Genomic DNA, 16,828 nt, shown 5'->3' with positions numbered 1-16,828 from the left:
TCGGTTGTCGGCAATCAGCTGACCAAAGTTGGGCACCGCCACCGCAATCAGAATCGCCGCCACGGCAAGCGTGACCATCAATTCGATGAGTGTGAAGCCCTTTGTACTTTTCATTGTCAGCACCTAAATAACAGTTTGGCTTAAACAGCTTGCCATAAAAGCCCATCAAATATGTTTTTAATTGAAGCGGCTTGTCAAAGTGTAGCGCTTCTTACGATAAAAAATGTGACCCTGGTCACAGCAACTAAAACACCCCTGTATAATTGTGGTTTTGTGTTGTTATTTTCATGAGGGCGCATAAAAATATCTCATTTTATCGATATATCTCGCCTTAAAAACCACACTTAAAAAGAAAGAGCGGTGGCTGCACAAATCTATGAGGTTGTTTGGGTTAAATAACCCGTTGTCGCTTCATGAATTCAGGTAGTGCTAATGCGGCGTGGTGGATCTCCTGATTGTAATATTCACACTTAAAGGGTTGGTTGGCAATATCATCTGTTCGGATGGGCAGCTGATGACTACCCTTAAAAGCCATGGTAGCCGCCCACCAACCACTTGGATAGATGGGTTGTGGAAAGGTATGGGTTTGTATGCGCTTAAATCCGCTATTGCGCATCGCGCCGTGCACCTCATTGAGCAGCTTCATGTGGTAGAGTGGTGTCTCAGTTTGCTGGCCTAAAATGCCCTCATCGCTCAAGGCGCGTAGACAGCTCTTGTAAAAGACTTCGTTAAATAACCCTTCACCTGGGCCAACAGGGTCGGTGCCATCTACAATAATAACATCATAACTACCCGCTTCGGCTTTGGCGAGCCACTTGATGCCATTATCAAACAATAACTCTGCGCGGGGGTCACTGTTCGACTCGCACAGCTCCGGAAAGTATTTCAACGCGGCTTTGGTTACCTCCTCGTCGATATCGACTTGCTGTACTGTTTCCACTTCAGGGTGGCGCAGCACTTCCCGCAGAGTGCCACAGTCGCCGCCACCAATAATCAACACTCGCTTGGGGGCGGGGTGGGTGTAGAGTATGGGGTGTGACATCATCTCATGATAGAAGAAGTTTTCGCGTGTTGAGACCATGGTGGCACCATCGATGACCATCAGATTGCCAAAGGTTTCCGTCTTATAGACCTCTATTTTCTGAAAAGGGCTTTGCACTTCGTACAGTTTTTTTACTATTTTCAGTGAAAAAGCGCTGCCACCTGGTGCGTAGCACTCACTAAACCATTGATTATCCAGCGACATTCAGCCTCTCTCCAAGTTGTAAGGTATAGGTGTTTTCACTCGACCCTATTGTGGCCTAGTGAGGGTGGCCCGGCAACGGTTCTTTATAGCCCAAAATAATTCATAAATCATGCTTAACCTCACTTGTCTGTTGATTCTACAGAAAATATGTCCCCTATTATTCGTGATCAAATATAGGGTGTTTTTTCAGTAACTTCTCGGTGAAATTAAACGGCTGCACGCTATTTTCACACATTAATGAAGTGCTCAGGTTGATTTTCGAATTTCTATCTGAGGGATTGAGGTGAGACCAATATCTCGCCTAAAGCCCTTACTGTTGATACACTTTGGCTACGGGGTTCTATCTATGTAGAAGCCCCTTAAAGTGTCATCTACTGGTGAGAACCTATTGAATACCGCAACTGCTTACAGATTCTGCCTGTTGGTGCTGATAGCCTCTCTATTGTGGAGCCTGTCAGGATGTGAAAAAAATGACGCGGTAAGTGTTAGTGATTTTTTACAGCAGGAGCAGTTGCTGCGGGACCGCTATCAGAACAATACTGTGGATATCCATGGCGAGGTGGTGGATGAGTCAGGCAACCCTGTTGAGGGTGCCTTGGTGGCCGCTCTCGGGGTGCAAGGCTACACGGATCAACAGGGTCGCTTTAGCTTGCAAAATCTGGCAAGAAAAAATGTGCTTTTGAGCGTGGATGCTACACGGTTTCGTTTATTTCAACATCCACTGAAAATGCAGATACCGGTCACTCAACAGTTGCTGCAACTGGCCCCCTTCATTCTGACGGCAAAAAATAGCAATGAGGCGCGTTTGCTGTTTGGTGGTGATCTCTCTTTTGCGCGTCGTTTTCTCGACCCTCTGGAGCTAGCCTCTAGAGATGAAATTCCTGCTGACTACCCAGGGGCGCTGATTCGCAGTAGTGACCCCCTGCCAGGGAGCCGTCAAGCGCTCGACTATATTCGTTCAACCTTGATGCAGGCTGACTTTCCGGTGATTAATTTTGAGAGTCCGGTAACGCTTAACCCACAGACACCCCACCCCACTAAGGATTTTGTCTACTTTTCTCTGCCCGAATCACTACCCGCCTTAAGTGAGGCGGGTATTAGCTATGTCAGCCTGGGGAATAATCACGTCTATGACTATTTAGGTGCCGGTTTGCAAGATACCCTGGCTTACCTAACAGAATATGGATTCCAGTATTCAGGTGCCGGGGCAACACCGGAAGAGGCTTTTGCTCCCTATGAAATAGAAATTAACGGCATGCCCATCTCGCTGGTTTCAGCTAACTCAGTATCGGGTTCTCGTTATGCTGATCTTTATGTGGCAACCGACTGTAATGGTGTTAACTACGACCCTTGTACCCCTCAGGGCGGGGCGGCGGATCTGAATGATGGTGTGCGGGTGACAACCACTATTAATACCGCGCAGGCGAAAGGTCATTTTGTGATTACGCAGTTGCACGGCGGTGCTGAATACAGATGGACTCCAAGTGATTATATCTATGGTCGTATGACCCTGGCGGTGGAGTCGGGTGCAGACCTGGTGATATCACACCACCCTCATGTTGCGCAGGGTTTTGGTTATCATAACGGTGTGTTGATATTTGAAGGGCTGGGTAACTTTCTGTTTGATCAAGATCGCCACGACACCATGTTGGGGCTGATGGCGCAGGTGGATGTTCGAGACCAACAGATTGTTCGGGCACAGGGAATTCCGATCTATCTTGAAGATTATCGCCCTCGTCGAATCAGCGGCGATCTTGCCAACCGCTTTATTCGACATTTGTCAGAGTTTTCCCGTGGCAATGCCCTCTCTTTCCCTTATCAATACAGCGCGTGGATTTTGAACCAAGGTGAACTTCATACCAAGCAGACGGAGCAGATAAACCACACCATTACCATTGGCGAGAGTCGCGTGGGGGTTGTCGACCTGCGTCATCTAATCCCCTCTGAAGCCTCTTTGGCGCGAGTCTCTTCAGTGAGTTCAGGGCTCGATATTGCCGTTGGGCGGGATATATTGCTTTATGGTGATTTTGAAGATTACGACATTGATAATCAATTGTTTGAGGCCGCTCGCTGGGATCTATCGGGGAGCAGTCGCTTTGCCTGTATGAGTGGCGCTTATCAAGGGGTGCAAGGGCTTTGCTTGGTGCGCGATGCTCAAAGTAGCGGTGATACGGTGAGTGCATTTCGCAACCGTATTCGCGTTATGGGTGATGCTGAAAACAGACCCAATAAAAATTTAAGCTTGTTTGGTTATCTTCGTGGAGAAAATAGCGGCGAGGTGCGCATCACTGTTCGTTATTATGCCAGTTTTGGTGAAGAGGTGTTTGGCGAAGAGCAGGCCTATTACCACGCCGGTGGCGACTTTCCCTGGCAGCCACTGTTGAGTGATCTGACAATGCCGGAGGATCTAAATTTACCGCAATACCAGGATCAACCATCCTTGAATCCTCGAGCTTTGAGGCTCTTTTTGCGGAAATCGCCGACTGAGTATGGTGGGGGGATGGTTGCCTTTGATGAGTTGGCTGTTATCAACTGGGGTGAGCTACGGCCACTCAATGGAGCGTTTATCCTGCAAACACCGCATGCGCAGGACTTCCTCCGTATTGAAGCGGCACCAGGTCACTACACACTCCAGTTGACCTATGAAACCTATCGACCAGAATAAGTCAGGTTTTTCGCCATGCTGGGCACTCAATTAGAGTGCTTTTACAGGCTGCTAGTGAATTAGAGGGCTGGATTTGGTTTGTTTATTGTGGGAATCGTGCTACGCTAGGCACAGCCTGTCTACATAGCTATTTATGCAACAGATTGATATTGAACACTTCGTTAGACCGCTACATATGTAACGCCGTTGTCCTGAAGGTTTTCACTCTCTTTGTCACCATAAGTAATATAACCGGCTAAGAGGCGCTATGGCGTACTTTTAATTATTAAAATATCTATTTTCAGGAGACTTTATATGTCTAAAACAACTGGTACAGTTAAGTGGTTCAACGAAGAGAAAGGTTTTGGTTTCATCACTCAGGATAATGGTGGTGCCGATGTGTTTGTTCACTTCCGTGCGATCGCTAGTGATGGTTTTAAAACTTTGAGCGAAGGCCAAAAGGTTGAGTTCGATACAGAGCAAGGTCAAAAAGGCCTGCAAGCTGCCAATGTAACGCCTCTATAGGGCTTTGCTAACTGCAAATCTGTAGATAGAAAAGGGACGCTTTTGCGTCCCTTTTTTTATGTCTTGCTGTGATGATTAGTAAAACTAAAAAGAGTAAACAATCGTGGCAACCCGTTCGCTATCCAGCTTCTCTAGCCCGGCAGGTACTTCTGATGTGTGTTTAACGGTGTAGGTTAGTTTCATTGCGAGGCTGCTGTTAATATTAACTTTTAGAGCGCTGATTGATTTGCTGATAGTGCTCTCATCACCCACTTCGATGGCTATATCTTGGCTGAAGAGCGTGGTTTCGCTCACCGTCCATTCCAGGTTACCTTGCAACTTGACGACTGTTTCACTCTCGCTGTCATCACCATTTACCGCAGTGGTTAGTGTGCTTTGGCGCGCACCTACCGATAATTCAGCGCGGCTTTTGATTGTTTCGTTGTCGTGGAATTGATGGCCGTAACCGACCAGTTCACTGGTGCGGCGATCGTAACCACTAAAGCGGTCATTTTCGTAGTTGAGGCTCAAAAATGCATAGCCTTTATCGGTGAGGGTGTAGTCAGCTTTGTAAGCCAGCAGATAGCGCTTGGCGGTATCCCTCTTTACACCTGCAGTTGTATTAGAGCTTCTAAGTACTTCACCTGCTATATGATGCTTCACTTTGCCATAGGCCTTTTCACCTTTGGCTTTAATGGTCAGGCTGTCGGTTTCAGTGTTGCCACTGGTGCTGATCCAGCCCAGCTCGGCCTCTCCAGAAAAAGGCGTTGCCTGAGCGCTGGCGCTTAACAGCAGTGCGGCTATGCTGCTTGATATAATTGACGGTTTCATTTCTACTCCATAATGTTTTTTGATCTGTTGCTTTTGTCGTGGTGTGTTTCCCTTGTCCGTGCATTCTACAATATTAGTTAACGTTTTCGCAATTGGTCGAGGGGGAAGCGAAATACGCCATCAGCCCCATTTTGTGCTTCTTGTTTATTTGTGGGTGCCCAAGCGTGGCCGTAGACCACTTCATAGGTGGCGGGAAGAACCCCTTCGGTGCGATAGCGCTCATATGCATCGCACATGGCGACCATTTTTGTTTTGCTGGTCAGGTTGCGGGGGCGGCCATGGGTCATGTTGTGGGCGCCGAGTATTTTAAGGTCGCGCATCAGTGTCATAACTTGGTTGTAGGTCATGGTGATATTTTCAACATCCATTACCGGGTCAGATAATCGGCTGCGAATCATCGCATCGCCGATGTCGTGCATGTCAATAAAGGCGTTGACATGGTTGTTGCTATCAACTTTTTGCCAGCTACTGCGCAGCTCATGGAGTGTGTCGGGTCCCAGGGTGGAAAACATCAACAGCCCGCCGGGCCTGAGTATTCGAAAGCACTCTTTGAAAACACTATCGAGGTCATGGCACCATTGAATGGTCAGGCTGGAGAAGATGAGGTCTACACTGTTATCCATAAGGGGGAGTGCCTCCGCATCACCACAAATGAAGCACTGTTTGTTGAACCAGGACTTATGTTTGCGTGCCTGTTTGATCATGTTTGGCGCAAGATCAAGCGAGATAACTTGGGCGCGTTTGTAGCGCTTGTCTAAGTGTTGGCTATTGTGTCCTGTGCCGCAACCCAGATCAAGGATCTGTTGTGGTGCGAGTTTGATAAGATCTAGGCGCTCCAGCAGGCGACTAGCCACTTCACGTTGCAGTATCGCCACTTCGTCATAGCGGGGGGCCGCTTTATCAAAGGAGTGGCGAATTTGTGATTTAATGATGCGGTAGCGATCGTCAAACATGATGATTAATAAACTCTTTTAATACGACTAGAAACTCACCAGGGTGAGAGATAAAGGGTGCGTGGGCGGCCCCTTGGATAATCGAACTCTCCAGATGCGGGTGTTGCTGGCTTAACAGGCCGGCGATACGGGCGGGTGCGAGCGTGTCTCGGCTACCTAATATGAGCTTTATCGGGCAGTGCAGTTCGGCAAGTGACTGACGCAAGTCGCTCTGCTGCAACAGGCGCAGCCCACCTTGCAGTGCTTTGTGGTGTGGGTTTCCATGGCGTAGTATTCGTTCGCGAAGTGTGCAGATTTCGGATTTTGCATGAGCACTCCCCATCGCTTGAATGGCGATGAAGCGCTTGAGCGTGGCCTGATAATCATCTTTCAGGTCACGGGCAAATTTATCAAAGATCGCGGCGTCTACCCCGTAGGGCCAGTTACTGGCTTGCACAAACCGAGGTGAGCTGGCAACCATTACCACGGCCTGAATTTGCTCTGGATATTGATGTGCTATCTGTAATGCAATTAAGCCCCCGAGTGACCAGCCAACCAGAATAGCGGCTTGGGGTATTACCTCGATTAACTCTTCTGCCAGCTGCTCAAGTTGATAGCTGTGCTGGGTGAGTGTGCTGCGACCATGCCCTGGCAGGTCGATCAGGGTAACCGCATAGTGCTGGCTCAGTTGGGGTGAAATATCTTCCCAGACATCGCTGTTCATGCCCCAGCCATGCAAAAATACTAATGGTGGTCCCAGGCCTTCGCTCTGAATATGCAGGTTCATAAGAGTCTTTCCAGTGCTGTCAGGAGTTGCGCTACCTGCTGCTCTGTGTGATTAGCCGAGAGGGTGATGCGTAGTCGAGCGCTGTTTGCGGGCACTGTGGGCGGGCGAATGGCGGTGACTAAAATACCACTAGCCAACAACTGCTGGCTCACAGCGGTTGCTTGGGCGCTATCACCTATCAGCAGGGGTTGAATCGGGGTATCAGAGGGCATCAGGGGTAAGCCCAGTTGGGCCGCACCGGTTTTAAAGTTGCTGATGAGCTGCTGTAGCTTCTCCCGTCGCCATGACTCTGTTTGTAGAAGGGTTAAGCTGGTGCGGGTCGCCTCTGCAATAGCGGCCGGCATGGCGGTGGTGTAAATGTAGCTGCGTGCTTGTTGGATTAACGCCTCAATCAGCAGTTCGTCACCCGCCACAAAGGCACCAAAGGTGCCCAGTCCTTTGCCTAACGTTCCCATTAAAATGGGAGCTTGTTTGGCATCCAATCCAAAATGAGACAGAGTGCCCGCGCCGTTGTGGCCCAAAACCCCGAGCCCATGTGCATCATCAACCATTAACCAGGCATCGTGTTGCTGGGCAATCTGGGCGAGCTGTGGCAGCTCGGCAAGGTCACCATCCATACTGAAAACCGCATCGGTTGCGATCATTTTAGGCGTGTTTGCAGTGCACTTTGCGAGCAGGTTCTTACTGTCGAGGTGGCTGTAGCGCTGTTGCCGTGCCCCTGACAGCTTGCCGGCATCCAGTAGTGAAGCGTGATTGAGCCGATCTTGATAGAGGTGATCACCGGTACCACAGAGTGTGTTGATGACGCCCAGATTAGCCATGTAGCCGGTAGAGAAGAGCAGGGCGCGTTGTCGCCCTGTAAAATCAGCCAGCTCCTCTTCCAGTGCGTGGTGTGCGTGAGCGTGCCCGTTGATGAGGTGTGCCGCCCCGGAGCCGACACCATAGTGGTCACTGGCTTTTTTAAAGGCCTTGATCACTGCGGGGTGGTTGGCCAGACCAAGGTAGTCGTTGCTGCAAAAACAGAGGCAAGGCTTACCCGAGATCATCATCTTGGGTGAGCTGGGTGAGTCACTGATTTTACGCTGTCGATAGAGCGCTTGACGGCGGCGATCATCCAGTGCCGCCGCAAGTGGTTGCCATTTATCCATGGTTTCGTGCGGACTAGGCGGCGTTAATCGGGATGATTTTGCGTGATTTCTGGGTATCACCACGGATATTTAATTTCAGGTCATTCAGCATCTTTAAATCATCATCAACGCTGCGCCCTGATGTGGTCAGGTAGTCACCGACCATAATACCGGAAGCACCGGCAAAGAAGATCATCGACTGCATATCGCGCAGGTGTTGGCGGCCCCCGGCAATACGAATTTCAGCTTTTGGCAGCAGGTAACGATAAGTGGCGATACTCAGCAGGATCTCATGGGGCCGCATGGCTGGAATATCTTGCATCGGTGTTCCCTCCGCTGGGCTGAGGAAGTTCATCGGTACAGATTCTACGCCAATTTTACGCAGCGTGTCCGCCAGCTCAATGCGTTGATCAAGGCTCTCACCCATGCCCAGAATACCACCAGCACAAACGCGCAGCCCGGCATCGGCGGCATGTTTGATGGTATCGATATTTTCTTGATAGGTGTGTGTGCTACAGACGTTATCGAAGAAGCTCTCTGCCGCTTCCAGGTTGTGATGATAGTTCTCAAGGCCTGCCTTTTTTAGCTTGAGGGCGCTCTCTCGGGTCAAGACGCCGAGACTTGCACAGCGGCCAATATCGCTCTCTTCTGAGAGTGTTTCGAAATATTTAGCCAGCTGTTGCTGCTCTTTGTCGTTACGCACTCCCCAGCCCTTGGAGACAATGCCGAAATCACTCACGCCCCACTCACGGGCGCGCAGCGCTTGAGCCTTGAGTTCATCACTTGAAATATAGTCATAAACCGGAGCTTCTGTTTTATGGTGGGCGCTTTGTGAGCAGAAGCTGCAATCCTCAGAGCAGTTACCTGAACGAACATTTGAGATGGCACAGGACTCGATTTCATCGCCACGAAAAGTCCGACGCAGGCGATCAGCACCCGCCATTACCCAAGGTAGATAGCGATGGTCGAGGGCGATCATCCAGCGGCCTTCATCCGCACTCATCTCTCCGCCATTAAGCACCCGCTGGGTAATTTCATCAATGCGGTCATAGGTTTCGTTCTGTACCATGGGTAATCCTCTTGCAGATTGACATCTGTCGACATTTCGATGCACTGTAGTTCGCTATTATAAAGGATTTCTGTCAACCGAAAAGGATTGTTATGGTTAACGGCTGGTTAAATTATCTGCATCGCGCCTCTCTTTCGTCACGTTGCGTGCTCTGCGGTGGTGCAGGTGAGCCAGCACTTGACCTCTGTATTGGCTGTCAGGGTGACCTTGTTCGCATTAACAATCCATGTCGTCAGTGTGGCTTACCGTTGACAGGTGATTTGCGGATGCAGTGCGGGAGGTGTTTGAAGCAACCGCCTGCCTTCGACCGGGTGATTTCAGCTTATCTTTACCAAAAACCGTTCTCGACGCTGGTGCAAGCACTTAAATTTAATGCCCGCCTGCACTACTCTCGGGTAATATCACACCTTATGCTTGAGCAGATTGGCCACCCATTAGCATCATTGCCTGAACTGCTTATTCCGGTGCCCCTGCATGTGACACGCACGCGGGAACGAGGCTTTAATCAGGCGCTGGAGCTGGCTCGGGATATTTCCCGACAACTTAAAATCGAGCTGGACTTTAAATCCTGTCAGCGGTTGCAGCGTACCCAGGCACAAAGTGATTTGGATGCCGTAGAGCGCCTGGCCAATATGAAAAATGCTTTTAGCCAGAAAAATTCACTTACCGCACGTCATGTTGCTATTATTGATGATGTTATGACCACCGGCAGCACAGTGAATGCCCTTGCCATCCTTCTGAAAAATTCAGGTGTTGAATATGTGGAGGTATGGGTAGCGGCACGAACCGTGTGATTAGGGTATTATTGGGTTTGATCATATATTTGACGGGGATGTTATGGAACGGGGTATTCACAATGCAGGGGTGATTGATGAAGTCGCCTTTGATCATGATAGCGATGAACTTGCGCTGATAATGTATGCCACAAAAGAGTGGGGTGATATTGATACTCGAATTGCCGAGCTGCAAGATAAAATGAGTAAGTATGTCGAGTTTGCCGCCGGAGGCCAGTTGGCCGAAGAGTTTCCTGATCGTGCTGATAGTAAGGTGCGCTTTCAGTTGAATTGTGACTACCTGCCTAATGAGAAGATGATGCTGTTTCTGGAGCGTATCAATACGGTTCTCATGAAGGGTGGTATGCGGTTAGTGGTGAACTGTACTGAAGCGAAAGATGTGAGCCCCGAAAAAGATAAATAAGCGGTGTTTCTTCAAGCGCTTATGGCCTGAAATCCGTGCTTAATAAAAAAGGCGAGCTTCAACTGAAGCTCGCCTTCTCTATTTTTGCATGCCACTTTAGATCAGGATGGGTAGAAGTCGATGGGTACGGTGACAATCATGACTTCAGCATCTTTTTTGGCTCCGAACTTAAACATCTTGATTCGGGTTGAGAGTTTTTTCTCCAAGCCTTCATTTTTGAGGTCACTTGAGAGCACGGTGACGATACGTACTTTTCCGGTCGGCTCAATGGTGATTTCGAAAACAACTTGACCACGCAGTGTAGGATCCTCACGCAGTGCCCGTTGGTAGATGGCCAGCAGACGACTCTTATAGCGGTCGATAACCAGCGCAATCTCCTCATGGCTGCGTATTGACTTCCTATTGTCATCTTCAGCTATGACAGCTTCCACGGGCGCTTCAACCTTGGTAACACTGCGTTCGGCCAGTTGCGTGGCTCCCCCAGTGCTCCGACTAAGGCTGGCGGTGTTGATGCCACCACTGCCTCGCATGGCATTTGAGGTGATCAGTGAGCGCTCTTTCGACATTGCACTCTCTACTGGAGTGTTGAGCAGGGTGTTGTCGGTATCCAGCCCCTCGAACAGTGAATCATCACGCAGGTCTGCAAGGTCATCCATCATGGCCAAAATGCCGGTACTTTGAACCTTTTTACGGATCTCTTCTTCAGTACGCTTTTTAGGCTCCTCTTTTTTCGGCTCAGGTTTTTTCTCCTCTTTCTTAGGCTCCTCTTTCGGCTTCTCCTCTTCCTTTGGTTTTTCCTCTTCCTTCTTCTCCTCTTTAGGAGGAGGTGGCGGCGGGGTGCGCTTCTCCAGCATCATTTTAGTGATGCGGGGAGGGAGCTCATTGGCTGCTTTACGATCAATTTCAGGGGTTGGCATAAGGTTAAAGCTGATGTTGGCTATCAGAAAAATGGCGATAATTATGGCCGCAATAACCTTAAGGCGCTGATCGCTGTAGTCATAAAAAAGTTTGGGGTTCAGGGGCTGTTTGTTCATCTCACGCTACCCCTCGCCTTCAGTTTTTTTCAACACGGCAAGTGAAATATTGCTGTAATTGCTTTTGGAGCTGGTGAACATGATTTTTTTCAACAATTGATAGGGGATCTCTTTGTGTCCCATGATAGTGATGGGACGCCCTATCTCACGCAGCTCACTTTCAGAGAGTTGCCTGCGGCTATTATCCGACTGGAATTGCAGCTCCTCTTTGAGTGCGGGAATAATGTTACCTTTCATCGCCATGATCTCATCGACAGTAGCCACTAGGCGGCCTTGCACTAACACCTGGTCACCGCTGACCATGATCACCAATGTTTCGTTGGGCAGCTGGTTTGCTTTGGATTCAGGTAGCTGAACCTTTTCACTTTGTGTGAGTTGTACATCGGATGAGTTAACCAGTAGGAAGAAGACCAAGATGGTAAATATATCCATCAATGAGACCATGTTTAGCGAAGCACCTTTGTTCCGCTTATGGCTCTTCTCCATACGTTTTGCTCGACGTGACATCTTCATTAAGTACGCCTTTACTTACCTTTGCCAAGTATGGGTGCGTCACCGATTGACATGTCGGGGAACAGTTCAGCCTGTATCAGGCCACCATCCTCTTTCATTTCAAACAGGCGCACAGTGTCCATCACTTGCACGAGGGTATCGTAGTTAATTTCGGGCTCTACCAGGATCATAGAGGTGGTCTCTTCTGCATAACGGGTTTTGAGCTTTTGCAGGTAGGTGGATATTTCTGCGTAGTCAAATTGCCCATCGCTCATCTTGTAGCGTTGTAGCAGTCCCGCTTTACCGCCATGTATTTCAATGGTTGAGGCACGAATAACAATCTCTAGATCAAGCTTCTCTTTTTTATCCTCATTATTCTGTTGAGGATCATCAGAGGGGGGCGGCATATTGAGTTCGATCACTGTTATCTGAGTGAAGACGGCGCTAACCAGTAGAAACGGAATCAATACCACCATCAGGTTGAGGAAGGCGGTGATATCGAGCTCCGGAACCTCTTGCTTATGACGGCGATTGCGAATGCTCATGGTTATGCATTTCCATTCTTGCTGTTTTCACCGCTAATTAAATTAACGATTTTGACAGAGGCCATCTCGAGGCTATCAACCACTTCGGTGGTTTTAGTTTGCAGCAGTGCAAACATTAGCAGTAATGGAATGGCAGCGATCAAGCCATAAGCGGTGGTGTTCATGGCGACCGAGATAGAAGCAGAGAGTAAATTGGCTTTTTCAGCTGGATCAGCATTGGCTACCGCAGTAAAGGCCTGAATCAGGCCGATGATGGTGCCCAGTAGGCCCATTAAGGTGGCGATGTTGGCATAGGTTGCGACGTAGTGAGTGCGCTTTTCGAGTTTGGGTAGTACCTCCATTAGCCCCTCTTCCATCGCAGTTTCAATATCTTCGCGGTGTTTTGAGGTTTTGCGCTGGTTGAGGCCATAAGCAACCACATGTCCAATGTGGGATTTGGTCTTTTCAACCACTTTAGTTGCTGCCGCAATGTCGCCTTGATTAATCAGCGGAATAAGTTGATTCCAAGTCTTATTGTTTTTCGATTTTGCACTACTCAGGAAGAGGTAGCGCTCCAGAGCGATCGCCATGCCCAGTGCCAAGATAAGGGTGATTGGGTACATGAAAACCCCCCCCTCCTGGAAAAAACGAATAATAGTGTCCATAGTATGCTCCTCACTCAAATAGCATTAATTTCTAAATTTTTTAAAACGGGAATTATTGTTTATTATTTTCAGCGCCAAACAGTAGCTCGTAATAGCTGATTTGGCGCTGAAACACATCACGATCTAGCGGGATCATCCGATTATCATGGTTGCTCTCAAGCGACTGCTCGAGAATATCGCCTTCAGGGGCATCACGCCAAGCGATCAAATAGACAATCCGCGGTAATTCGCGGTTGCCAATGATTGACGTGGCATCAAGGTCTAGTCGCACTTCGGCGTGGCCAATGCTGGCGACCAATACGAGACTAAACATTAATAGTGAGATGCTCTTTTTCAACATGGGACTATCTTACTGGATTTGTTCGGTTTGTTAAATCGATGATCCACTTATGTATGGGGTCTTTTTCGGCTGGGGCTGCCAGTTCTTTATATTTTATGTAGTGGGTTAGCGCATTTGTGAGGTCCATCAAATAAAGGTCGTAAAGAATGCCAAGGTTACGGTGTGCATCGGCGTAGTTAGGGTCGAGTTCAATGGCTTTTTTGTAGGCGGTTTCTGCTTCTTTAAAGCGGCCATGCTCGCGGTGCAGCAGGCCCAGCTGATTGTAGACTTGAGGGAAGTTCTCTTTTCGCTCAAGTGCTGCTTTAAAAGACTTTTGTGCCTCTTCATCTTCGCCCAGATTCATCTGCGCGATGCCAAGGTTGGCATATATTCCTGCATATTCAGGATATTGGCGCGCAAGACTAGTCAGAATATTGCGTGCTTTTTGATACTCTTTTTCGTTGAGCTCTTTCAGTGCCTGGGAAAATGCTTTACCCGCGGTATCAAGCCGCAGTTGCTCCTCTTTGTTGGCATCATCTGAGAGTGTAATAACCGCTTTTGGGGTCGGTTTTCCGGCGCAACCGGATAGCAGTACCAAGATGAATACGATTGCCAAATAGTTGCTAGTTGAATATTTCAATGTAGCCTACCTCTTTTTCTGACTTATCATAGCGCCCTGGAATGATCTCACTGAGTATGCCCAGGCTATTTTCAACCCATTGATCAAAGACACCCTCGTTAATGCGGTGGTAATTTTTCTCGTGCAGTTCGATCGCTTTCTCTTCGAACGGGAAGGCTTGCTCTTCAAGCATGATGTCATACATCTCCAGCTCATCATCATCCAGCCCTTTTGGCCGCTCTGATGTCATCAGGGCGTAGGAAAAATCACGATAGATCTCAGCAATTTTGAAGGTTGCATTGGTAATGAGCTCGGCGATAGCGTATTCAGAGACCTTGCCATAACCCTTGATAACGGACTGCATCTGATCTTTCTTGCGCTTCAGGTTTTTCTTGATCGGCTCAACCAGTTTGATGCTCTTATACTCCTCATAGGCGAGATCTGCCAGCGCCAGTGAAGAGATGCCTGCGAGATACTTGGTACGCGAGGTACGCTGATCCAGTGCTTTGGCATCGTGTTTAATAACATCCTTAAGGCGTGCGATATGAAGGCGCTCGTTGTTTTGTTGTTGATGGAGCTGTGCCAGCTTGTAGCGCGCTTCAATGTTGGCATCAACTGGGCTGGGGTAGCGCTTTACATAATCTTCAAATGCTTTAATCGTTGCTACGATATTGCCCTCTTTTTCATAAAGCTCGGCAGCACGCCAGACGGCCTCTCGTTGAACGTCATAACTGGGTGCGAGTAGCGCCAATGTTTCAAGCTCTGCGGCGGCATTTTGGTTTTGATCGGTTTCCAAATAGGCAACGGTTAGTTTTTGGGTGATGTCCATGGCGTGCTTTTTGCCGAATGCGCTATTTCTCATTTTTACCAAGATATCGATAGCACTCTGCCACTGTTTGAGCTGTAGGTGCGCGGTTGCCATGTCAAACTCAGTGGTTTCACGGATTTTGCTGCGTGGAGTGACGATGACCAGTCGCTGGTACTCACGTATGGCCGCTTGCAGGTTGCCATTTGTTTGCTGGTGCTCGGCTTGTTTGTAAATGGCCGCTGCAATTCGCTCATAGGTGCCGTCGTAATCCTTATCATTTTTCTCCATCAAACGTAGGGCAGCGTGATAGGCATTTTCAGAGCGCGGATAATCTCCCTTTTCAAAATAGGAGTGGCCAATAACAAGTTGAGCACTACGCTCTTTTTGCGGGGTAAGCCCCTTCAGGTTCAGGATGATGCTGGCGGCTTTGATTGCGGTGTCGTAGGCACCCACTTCAAACAGATCTTGAGCTGTTTTGGTGATGATGCTGGGGACTCGCTCATCATCACTGAATACCTTTGCAAAGTGCAACGCATTTTCAAGTGACTGTCTGCGCCATATGTTTAGTGCTTCTCCCTCTAGCCCAGCCCGCTGCTTGTCAAAAGCCAGAATGGCGGCATAACCCGCCTCGCGGGACTCGTCATGGTAACCGTAGTCATAAGCGGTTTTGTTGTACTCGGCTGCTGCTGCCTTATAGTCGCCCGTCTCATATAATAGCTCTGCCAGCAGGAAGTTTATGTGAGCGGCTTCACTATCCTTGGAGAAGGATTGAAGATAGGTGCGGTACCAATGTAGTGCCTGCTGCTTGTTTGTCGCGTCAGGTTTTTTCTGCAGCGCGGCATGGTATCGAAGGGCAAACATGGAGAGGTATTGACGAAGATAGGGTTCTAGTTGCTGCTTGAGCCGGGTGGTTTTGTCCGCTGTCCAGAAGCGGGTCTGATAGCCAAAGTTATTGGAGAAGTCGCGAATGCCTTCATCTTGAAGTGCGCTAAACCGCCCTTTTCGGTAGGTCTCAATGGCCATGATTTGGAAAAAAGGTGCTTGAGGATGTAAGTTAAATCGCTGGGCAAAGGCTGCGAATGTTTGTCCTGCATCCTGATAGAGCTCTTGGTAGTAATACATATCCCCCAGCGCCTGATATAACATGAACTCGTATGGGCGTGGTTCGCTTAGGGTTGTCAGGTAATTTTGCAGATAAGGCAGAGGCTCTTCTTGGTGGGTTATTGCGATACTCATTACCCGTAACGAGTCCTTGATCATCTCTCGTTCGCCAATGGTGTATTGGGGGAGTTCTGCCAGCATATCGTCGAGGCTAGCATCAAGCGTCATGTGGTCGAGCAGTTCGATAAACTGGTCAAGGGACTCTTTGTAGCTTTTGTTTTTGAACAGCGCCCAGCCCGATTTATACATTGCAACACGGTAGAACTGGTTTTCCACGCCCAGGCGAGTCAGCTCGCTGTAGTATTTTGTTGCCTGGGGGAATTTTTGTGTTAAAAAACTGAGCTCGGCAGCACGAAAGTGTGCTTCGTCGATGTAGTCAGAGTCACTATGGTTTTGAATCAGCTGCTGCAATGCCCAGATGGCTTGCTTAGGTTCGCCATTAGCCTCATAGGCGCGTGCCAACTGATAGTATATGTGCTCATTACCCGGGAAGTCAGGGTAATTGTTCACTGCTTCATTGTAGTGCTGAATCACTTTTTCGTAGCTGGCATCCTCGAATATAGTCTCTTCATCCGGCATTACCTCGCCCGAGACCATGCGATCTTCATCTTCTTCCAACTGCTGTTGCATCCGGTCAGCGACACGGCGCAAAGCTTCCCGGCGCATTGCACCACCGAGCGGCGAGTCAAGAAATTGCTGATAACCTTGAGTGGAGCGTTTGAGGGCTTGATCAGGGCGAGCATCTTTCTCCATCACATAGCTGCGCTCTCGTAGGTCTTTCAACGTCAATTCATTTGCCGGGGTTTTGGCAGCGAGAGGTGAGAGGGTTAGCAGCAGTAGCCCAGTGAGGATAATTCGCAATATCATCG

General features: G+C 48.9%; 18 protein-coding genes. 4 read left to right on the top strand and 14 right to left on the bottom strand.

Annotation, left to right across the window (positions count from 1 at the left end):
- On the bottom strand, positions 1–114 hold a 114-nt coding region (locus L3J94_05385; protein ID MCF6218186.1), incomplete at its 3' end, for a prepilin-type N-terminal cleavage/methylation domain-containing protein.
- A 277-nt stretch (positions 115–391) separates the two neighbouring features.
- Positions 392–1,246 carry a polyamine aminopropyltransferase gene (gene speE, locus L3J94_05380; protein ID MCF6218185.1) on the bottom strand — a complete coding sequence of 285 codons (855 nt, stop codon included), beginning with the start codon at positions 1,244–1,246 and terminating at the stop codon, positions 392–394.
- 388 nt (positions 1,247–1,634) lie between these two features.
- Between speE and L3J94_05375 the strand changes: the two genes are divergently transcribed.
- Positions 1,635–3,911 carry a CapA family protein gene (locus L3J94_05375; protein ID MCF6218184.1) on the top strand — a complete coding sequence of 759 codons (2,277 nt, stop codon included), beginning with the start codon at positions 1,635–1,637 and terminating at the stop codon, positions 3,909–3,911.
- Positions 3,912–4,205: 294 nt separating this feature from the next.
- Positions 4,206–4,415, top strand: a complete 210-nt coding sequence (locus L3J94_05370) for a cold-shock protein (GenBank protein MCF6218183.1) — start codon at positions 4,206–4,208, stop codon at positions 4,413–4,415.
- A gap of 84 nt (positions 4,416–4,499) precedes the next feature.
- On the opposite strand, the gene L3J94_05365 is transcribed toward L3J94_05370, so the two are convergent.
- From L3J94_05365 to bioB, 5 genes are all read right to left on the bottom strand, one after another.
- A complete protein-coding gene (locus tag L3J94_05365) occupies positions 4,500–5,225 on the bottom strand; it encodes a DUF481 domain-containing protein (protein MCF6218182.1) in 726 nt (241 codons plus the stop codon).
- A gap of 77 nt (positions 5,226–5,302) precedes the next feature.
- Positions 5,303–6,178 (bottom strand): malonyl-ACP O-methyltransferase BioC, encoded by an 876-nt coding sequence (bioC, locus tag L3J94_05360; protein ID MCF6218181.1) that lies wholly within the window; start codon positions 6,176–6,178, stop codon positions 5,303–5,305.
- Positions 6,171–6,944 (bottom strand): pimeloyl-ACP methyl ester esterase BioH, encoded by a 774-nt coding sequence (bioH, locus tag L3J94_05355; GenBank protein ID MCF6218180.1) that lies wholly within the window; start codon positions 6,942–6,944, stop codon positions 6,171–6,173. The genes bioC and bioH overlap by 8 nt, the downstream gene beginning before the upstream one ends.
- Positions 6,941–8,092, bottom strand: coding sequence for an 8-amino-7-oxononanoate synthase (gene bioF, locus L3J94_05350; protein ID MCF6218179.1), 1,152 nt, complete (start codon positions 8,090–8,092; stop codon positions 6,941–6,943). Before bioF ends, bioH begins: the two co-directional genes overlap by 4 nt.
- 13 nt (positions 8,093–8,105) lie before the next feature.
- Positions 8,106–9,140, bottom strand: a complete 1,035-nt coding sequence (gene bioB, locus L3J94_05345) for a biotin synthase BioB (GenBank protein ID MCF6218178.1) — start codon at positions 9,138–9,140, stop codon at positions 8,106–8,108.
- A 92-nt stretch (positions 9,141–9,232) separates the two neighbouring features.
- On the opposite strand from bioB, the gene L3J94_05340 reads away from it, so the two are divergent.
- Entirely contained in the window at positions 9,233–9,934 is a 702-nt protein-coding gene (locus L3J94_05340; protein MCF6218177.1) for a ComF family protein, read from the top strand.
- Between the two features lie 43 nt (positions 9,935–9,977).
- Positions 9,978–10,337 (top strand): hypothetical protein, encoded by a 360-nt coding sequence (locus tag L3J94_05335; GenBank protein MCF6218176.1) that lies wholly within the window; start codon positions 9,978–9,980, stop codon positions 10,335–10,337.
- Between the two features lie 101 nt (positions 10,338–10,438).
- Here the strand turns inward: L3J94_05335 and L3J94_05330 are convergent, their stop codons facing one another.
- Genes L3J94_05330 through L3J94_05300 form a run of 7 tightly spaced genes read right to left on the bottom strand, consistent with a single transcriptional unit; the run spans position 10,439 to position 16,826 of the window.
- On the bottom strand, positions 10,439–11,371 hold the full coding sequence (locus tag L3J94_05330; protein MCF6218175.1) for an AgmX/PglI C-terminal domain-containing protein: 933 nt from the start codon (positions 11,369–11,371) through the stop codon (positions 10,439–10,441).
- Between the two features lie 6 nt (positions 11,372–11,377).
- Entirely contained in the window at positions 11,378–11,884 is a 507-nt protein-coding gene (locus L3J94_05325; GenBank protein MCF6218174.1) for a biopolymer transporter ExbD, read from the bottom strand.
- Positions 11,885–11,895: 11 nt separating this feature from the next.
- The gene (locus tag L3J94_05320; protein ID MCF6218173.1) at positions 11,896–12,408 is read right to left on the bottom strand and encodes a biopolymer transporter ExbD; all 513 of its coding nucleotides are present in this window, start codon (positions 12,406–12,408) and stop codon (positions 11,896–11,898) included.
- Between the two features lie 2 nt (positions 12,409–12,410).
- Positions 12,411–13,052 (bottom strand): MotA/TolQ/ExbB proton channel family protein, encoded by a 642-nt coding sequence (locus L3J94_05315; protein MCF6218172.1) that lies wholly within the window; start codon positions 13,050–13,052, stop codon positions 12,411–12,413.
- 52 nt (positions 13,053–13,104) lie between these two features.
- Positions 13,105–13,392: a hypothetical protein gene (locus L3J94_05310; protein MCF6218171.1), complete on the bottom strand. Its 288-nt coding sequence runs from the start codon at positions 13,390–13,392 to the stop codon at positions 13,105–13,107.
- A 4-nt stretch (positions 13,393–13,396) separates the two neighbouring features.
- Positions 13,397–14,011 (bottom strand): tetratricopeptide repeat protein, encoded by a 615-nt coding sequence (locus L3J94_05305; protein MCF6218170.1) that lies wholly within the window; start codon positions 14,009–14,011, stop codon positions 13,397–13,399.
- The gene (locus L3J94_05300; protein MCF6218169.1) at positions 13,995–16,826 is read right to left on the bottom strand and encodes a tetratricopeptide repeat protein; all 2,832 of its coding nucleotides are present in this window, start codon (positions 16,824–16,826) and stop codon (positions 13,995–13,997) included. The genes L3J94_05305 and L3J94_05300 overlap by 17 nt, the downstream gene beginning before the upstream one ends.
- Positions 16,827–16,828: the final 2 nt, after the last annotated feature.

Source organism: Gammaproteobacteria bacterium (genome assembly GCA_021647245.1).
GTDB lineage: Bacteria > Pseudomonadota > Gammaproteobacteria > RBG-16-57-12 > RBG-16-57-12 > JAFLJP01.
The sequence above is the reverse complement of the archived record's forward strand: the minus strand, read 5'-3'. Positions and strand labels throughout refer to the sequence as shown.

Bases quoted from the DNA above. Each gene is read 5' to 3' on its own strand.
- speE (MCF6218185.1), bottom strand. From the start codon at position 1,246: ATGTCGCTGGATAATCAATGGTTTAGTGAGTGCTACGCACCAGGTGGC.
- L3J94_05370 (MCF6218183.1), top strand. From the start codon at position 4,206: ATGTCTAAAACAACTGGTACAGTTAAGTGGTTCAACGAAGAGAAAGGT.
- L3J94_05365 (MCF6218182.1), bottom strand. From the start codon at position 5,225: ATGAAACCGTCAATTATATCAAGCAGCATAGCCGCACTGCTGTTAAGC.
- bioC (MCF6218181.1), bottom strand. From the start codon at position 6,178: ATGTTTGACGATCGCTACCGCATCATTAAATCACAAATTCGCCACTCC.
- bioH (MCF6218180.1), bottom strand. From the start codon at position 6,944: ATGAACCTGCATATTCAGAGCGAAGGCCTGGGACCACCATTAGTATTT.
- bioF (MCF6218179.1), bottom strand. From the start codon at position 8,092: ATGGATAAATGGCAACCACTTGCGGCGGCACTGGATGATCGCCGCCGT.
- bioB (MCF6218178.1), bottom strand. From the start codon at position 9,140: ATGGTACAGAACGAAACCTATGACCGCATTGATGAAATTACCCAGCGG.
- L3J94_05340 (MCF6218177.1), top strand. From the start codon at position 9,233: ATGGTTAACGGCTGGTTAAATTATCTGCATCGCGCCTCTCTTTCGTCA.
- L3J94_05335 (MCF6218176.1), top strand. From the start codon at position 9,978: ATGGAACGGGGTATTCACAATGCAGGGGTGATTGATGAAGTCGCCTTT.
- L3J94_05330 (MCF6218175.1), bottom strand. From the start codon at position 11,371: ATGAACAAACAGCCCCTGAACCCCAAACTTTTTTATGACTACAGCGAT.
- L3J94_05325 (MCF6218174.1), bottom strand. From the start codon at position 11,884: ATGAAGATGTCACGTCGAGCAAAACGTATGGAGAAGAGCCATAAGCGG.
- L3J94_05320 (MCF6218173.1), bottom strand. From the start codon at position 12,408: ATGAGCATTCGCAATCGCCGTCATAAGCAAGAGGTTCCGGAGCTCGAT.
- L3J94_05315 (MCF6218172.1), bottom strand. From the start codon at position 13,052: ATGGACACTATTATTCGTTTTTTCCAGGAGGGGGGGGTTTTCATGTAC.
- L3J94_05310 (MCF6218171.1), bottom strand. From the start codon at position 13,392: ATGTTGAAAAAGAGCATCTCACTATTAATGTTTAGTCTCGTATTGGTC.
- L3J94_05300 (MCF6218169.1), bottom strand. From the start codon at position 16,826: ATGATATTGCGAATTATCCTCACTGGGCTACTGCTGCTAACCCTCTCA.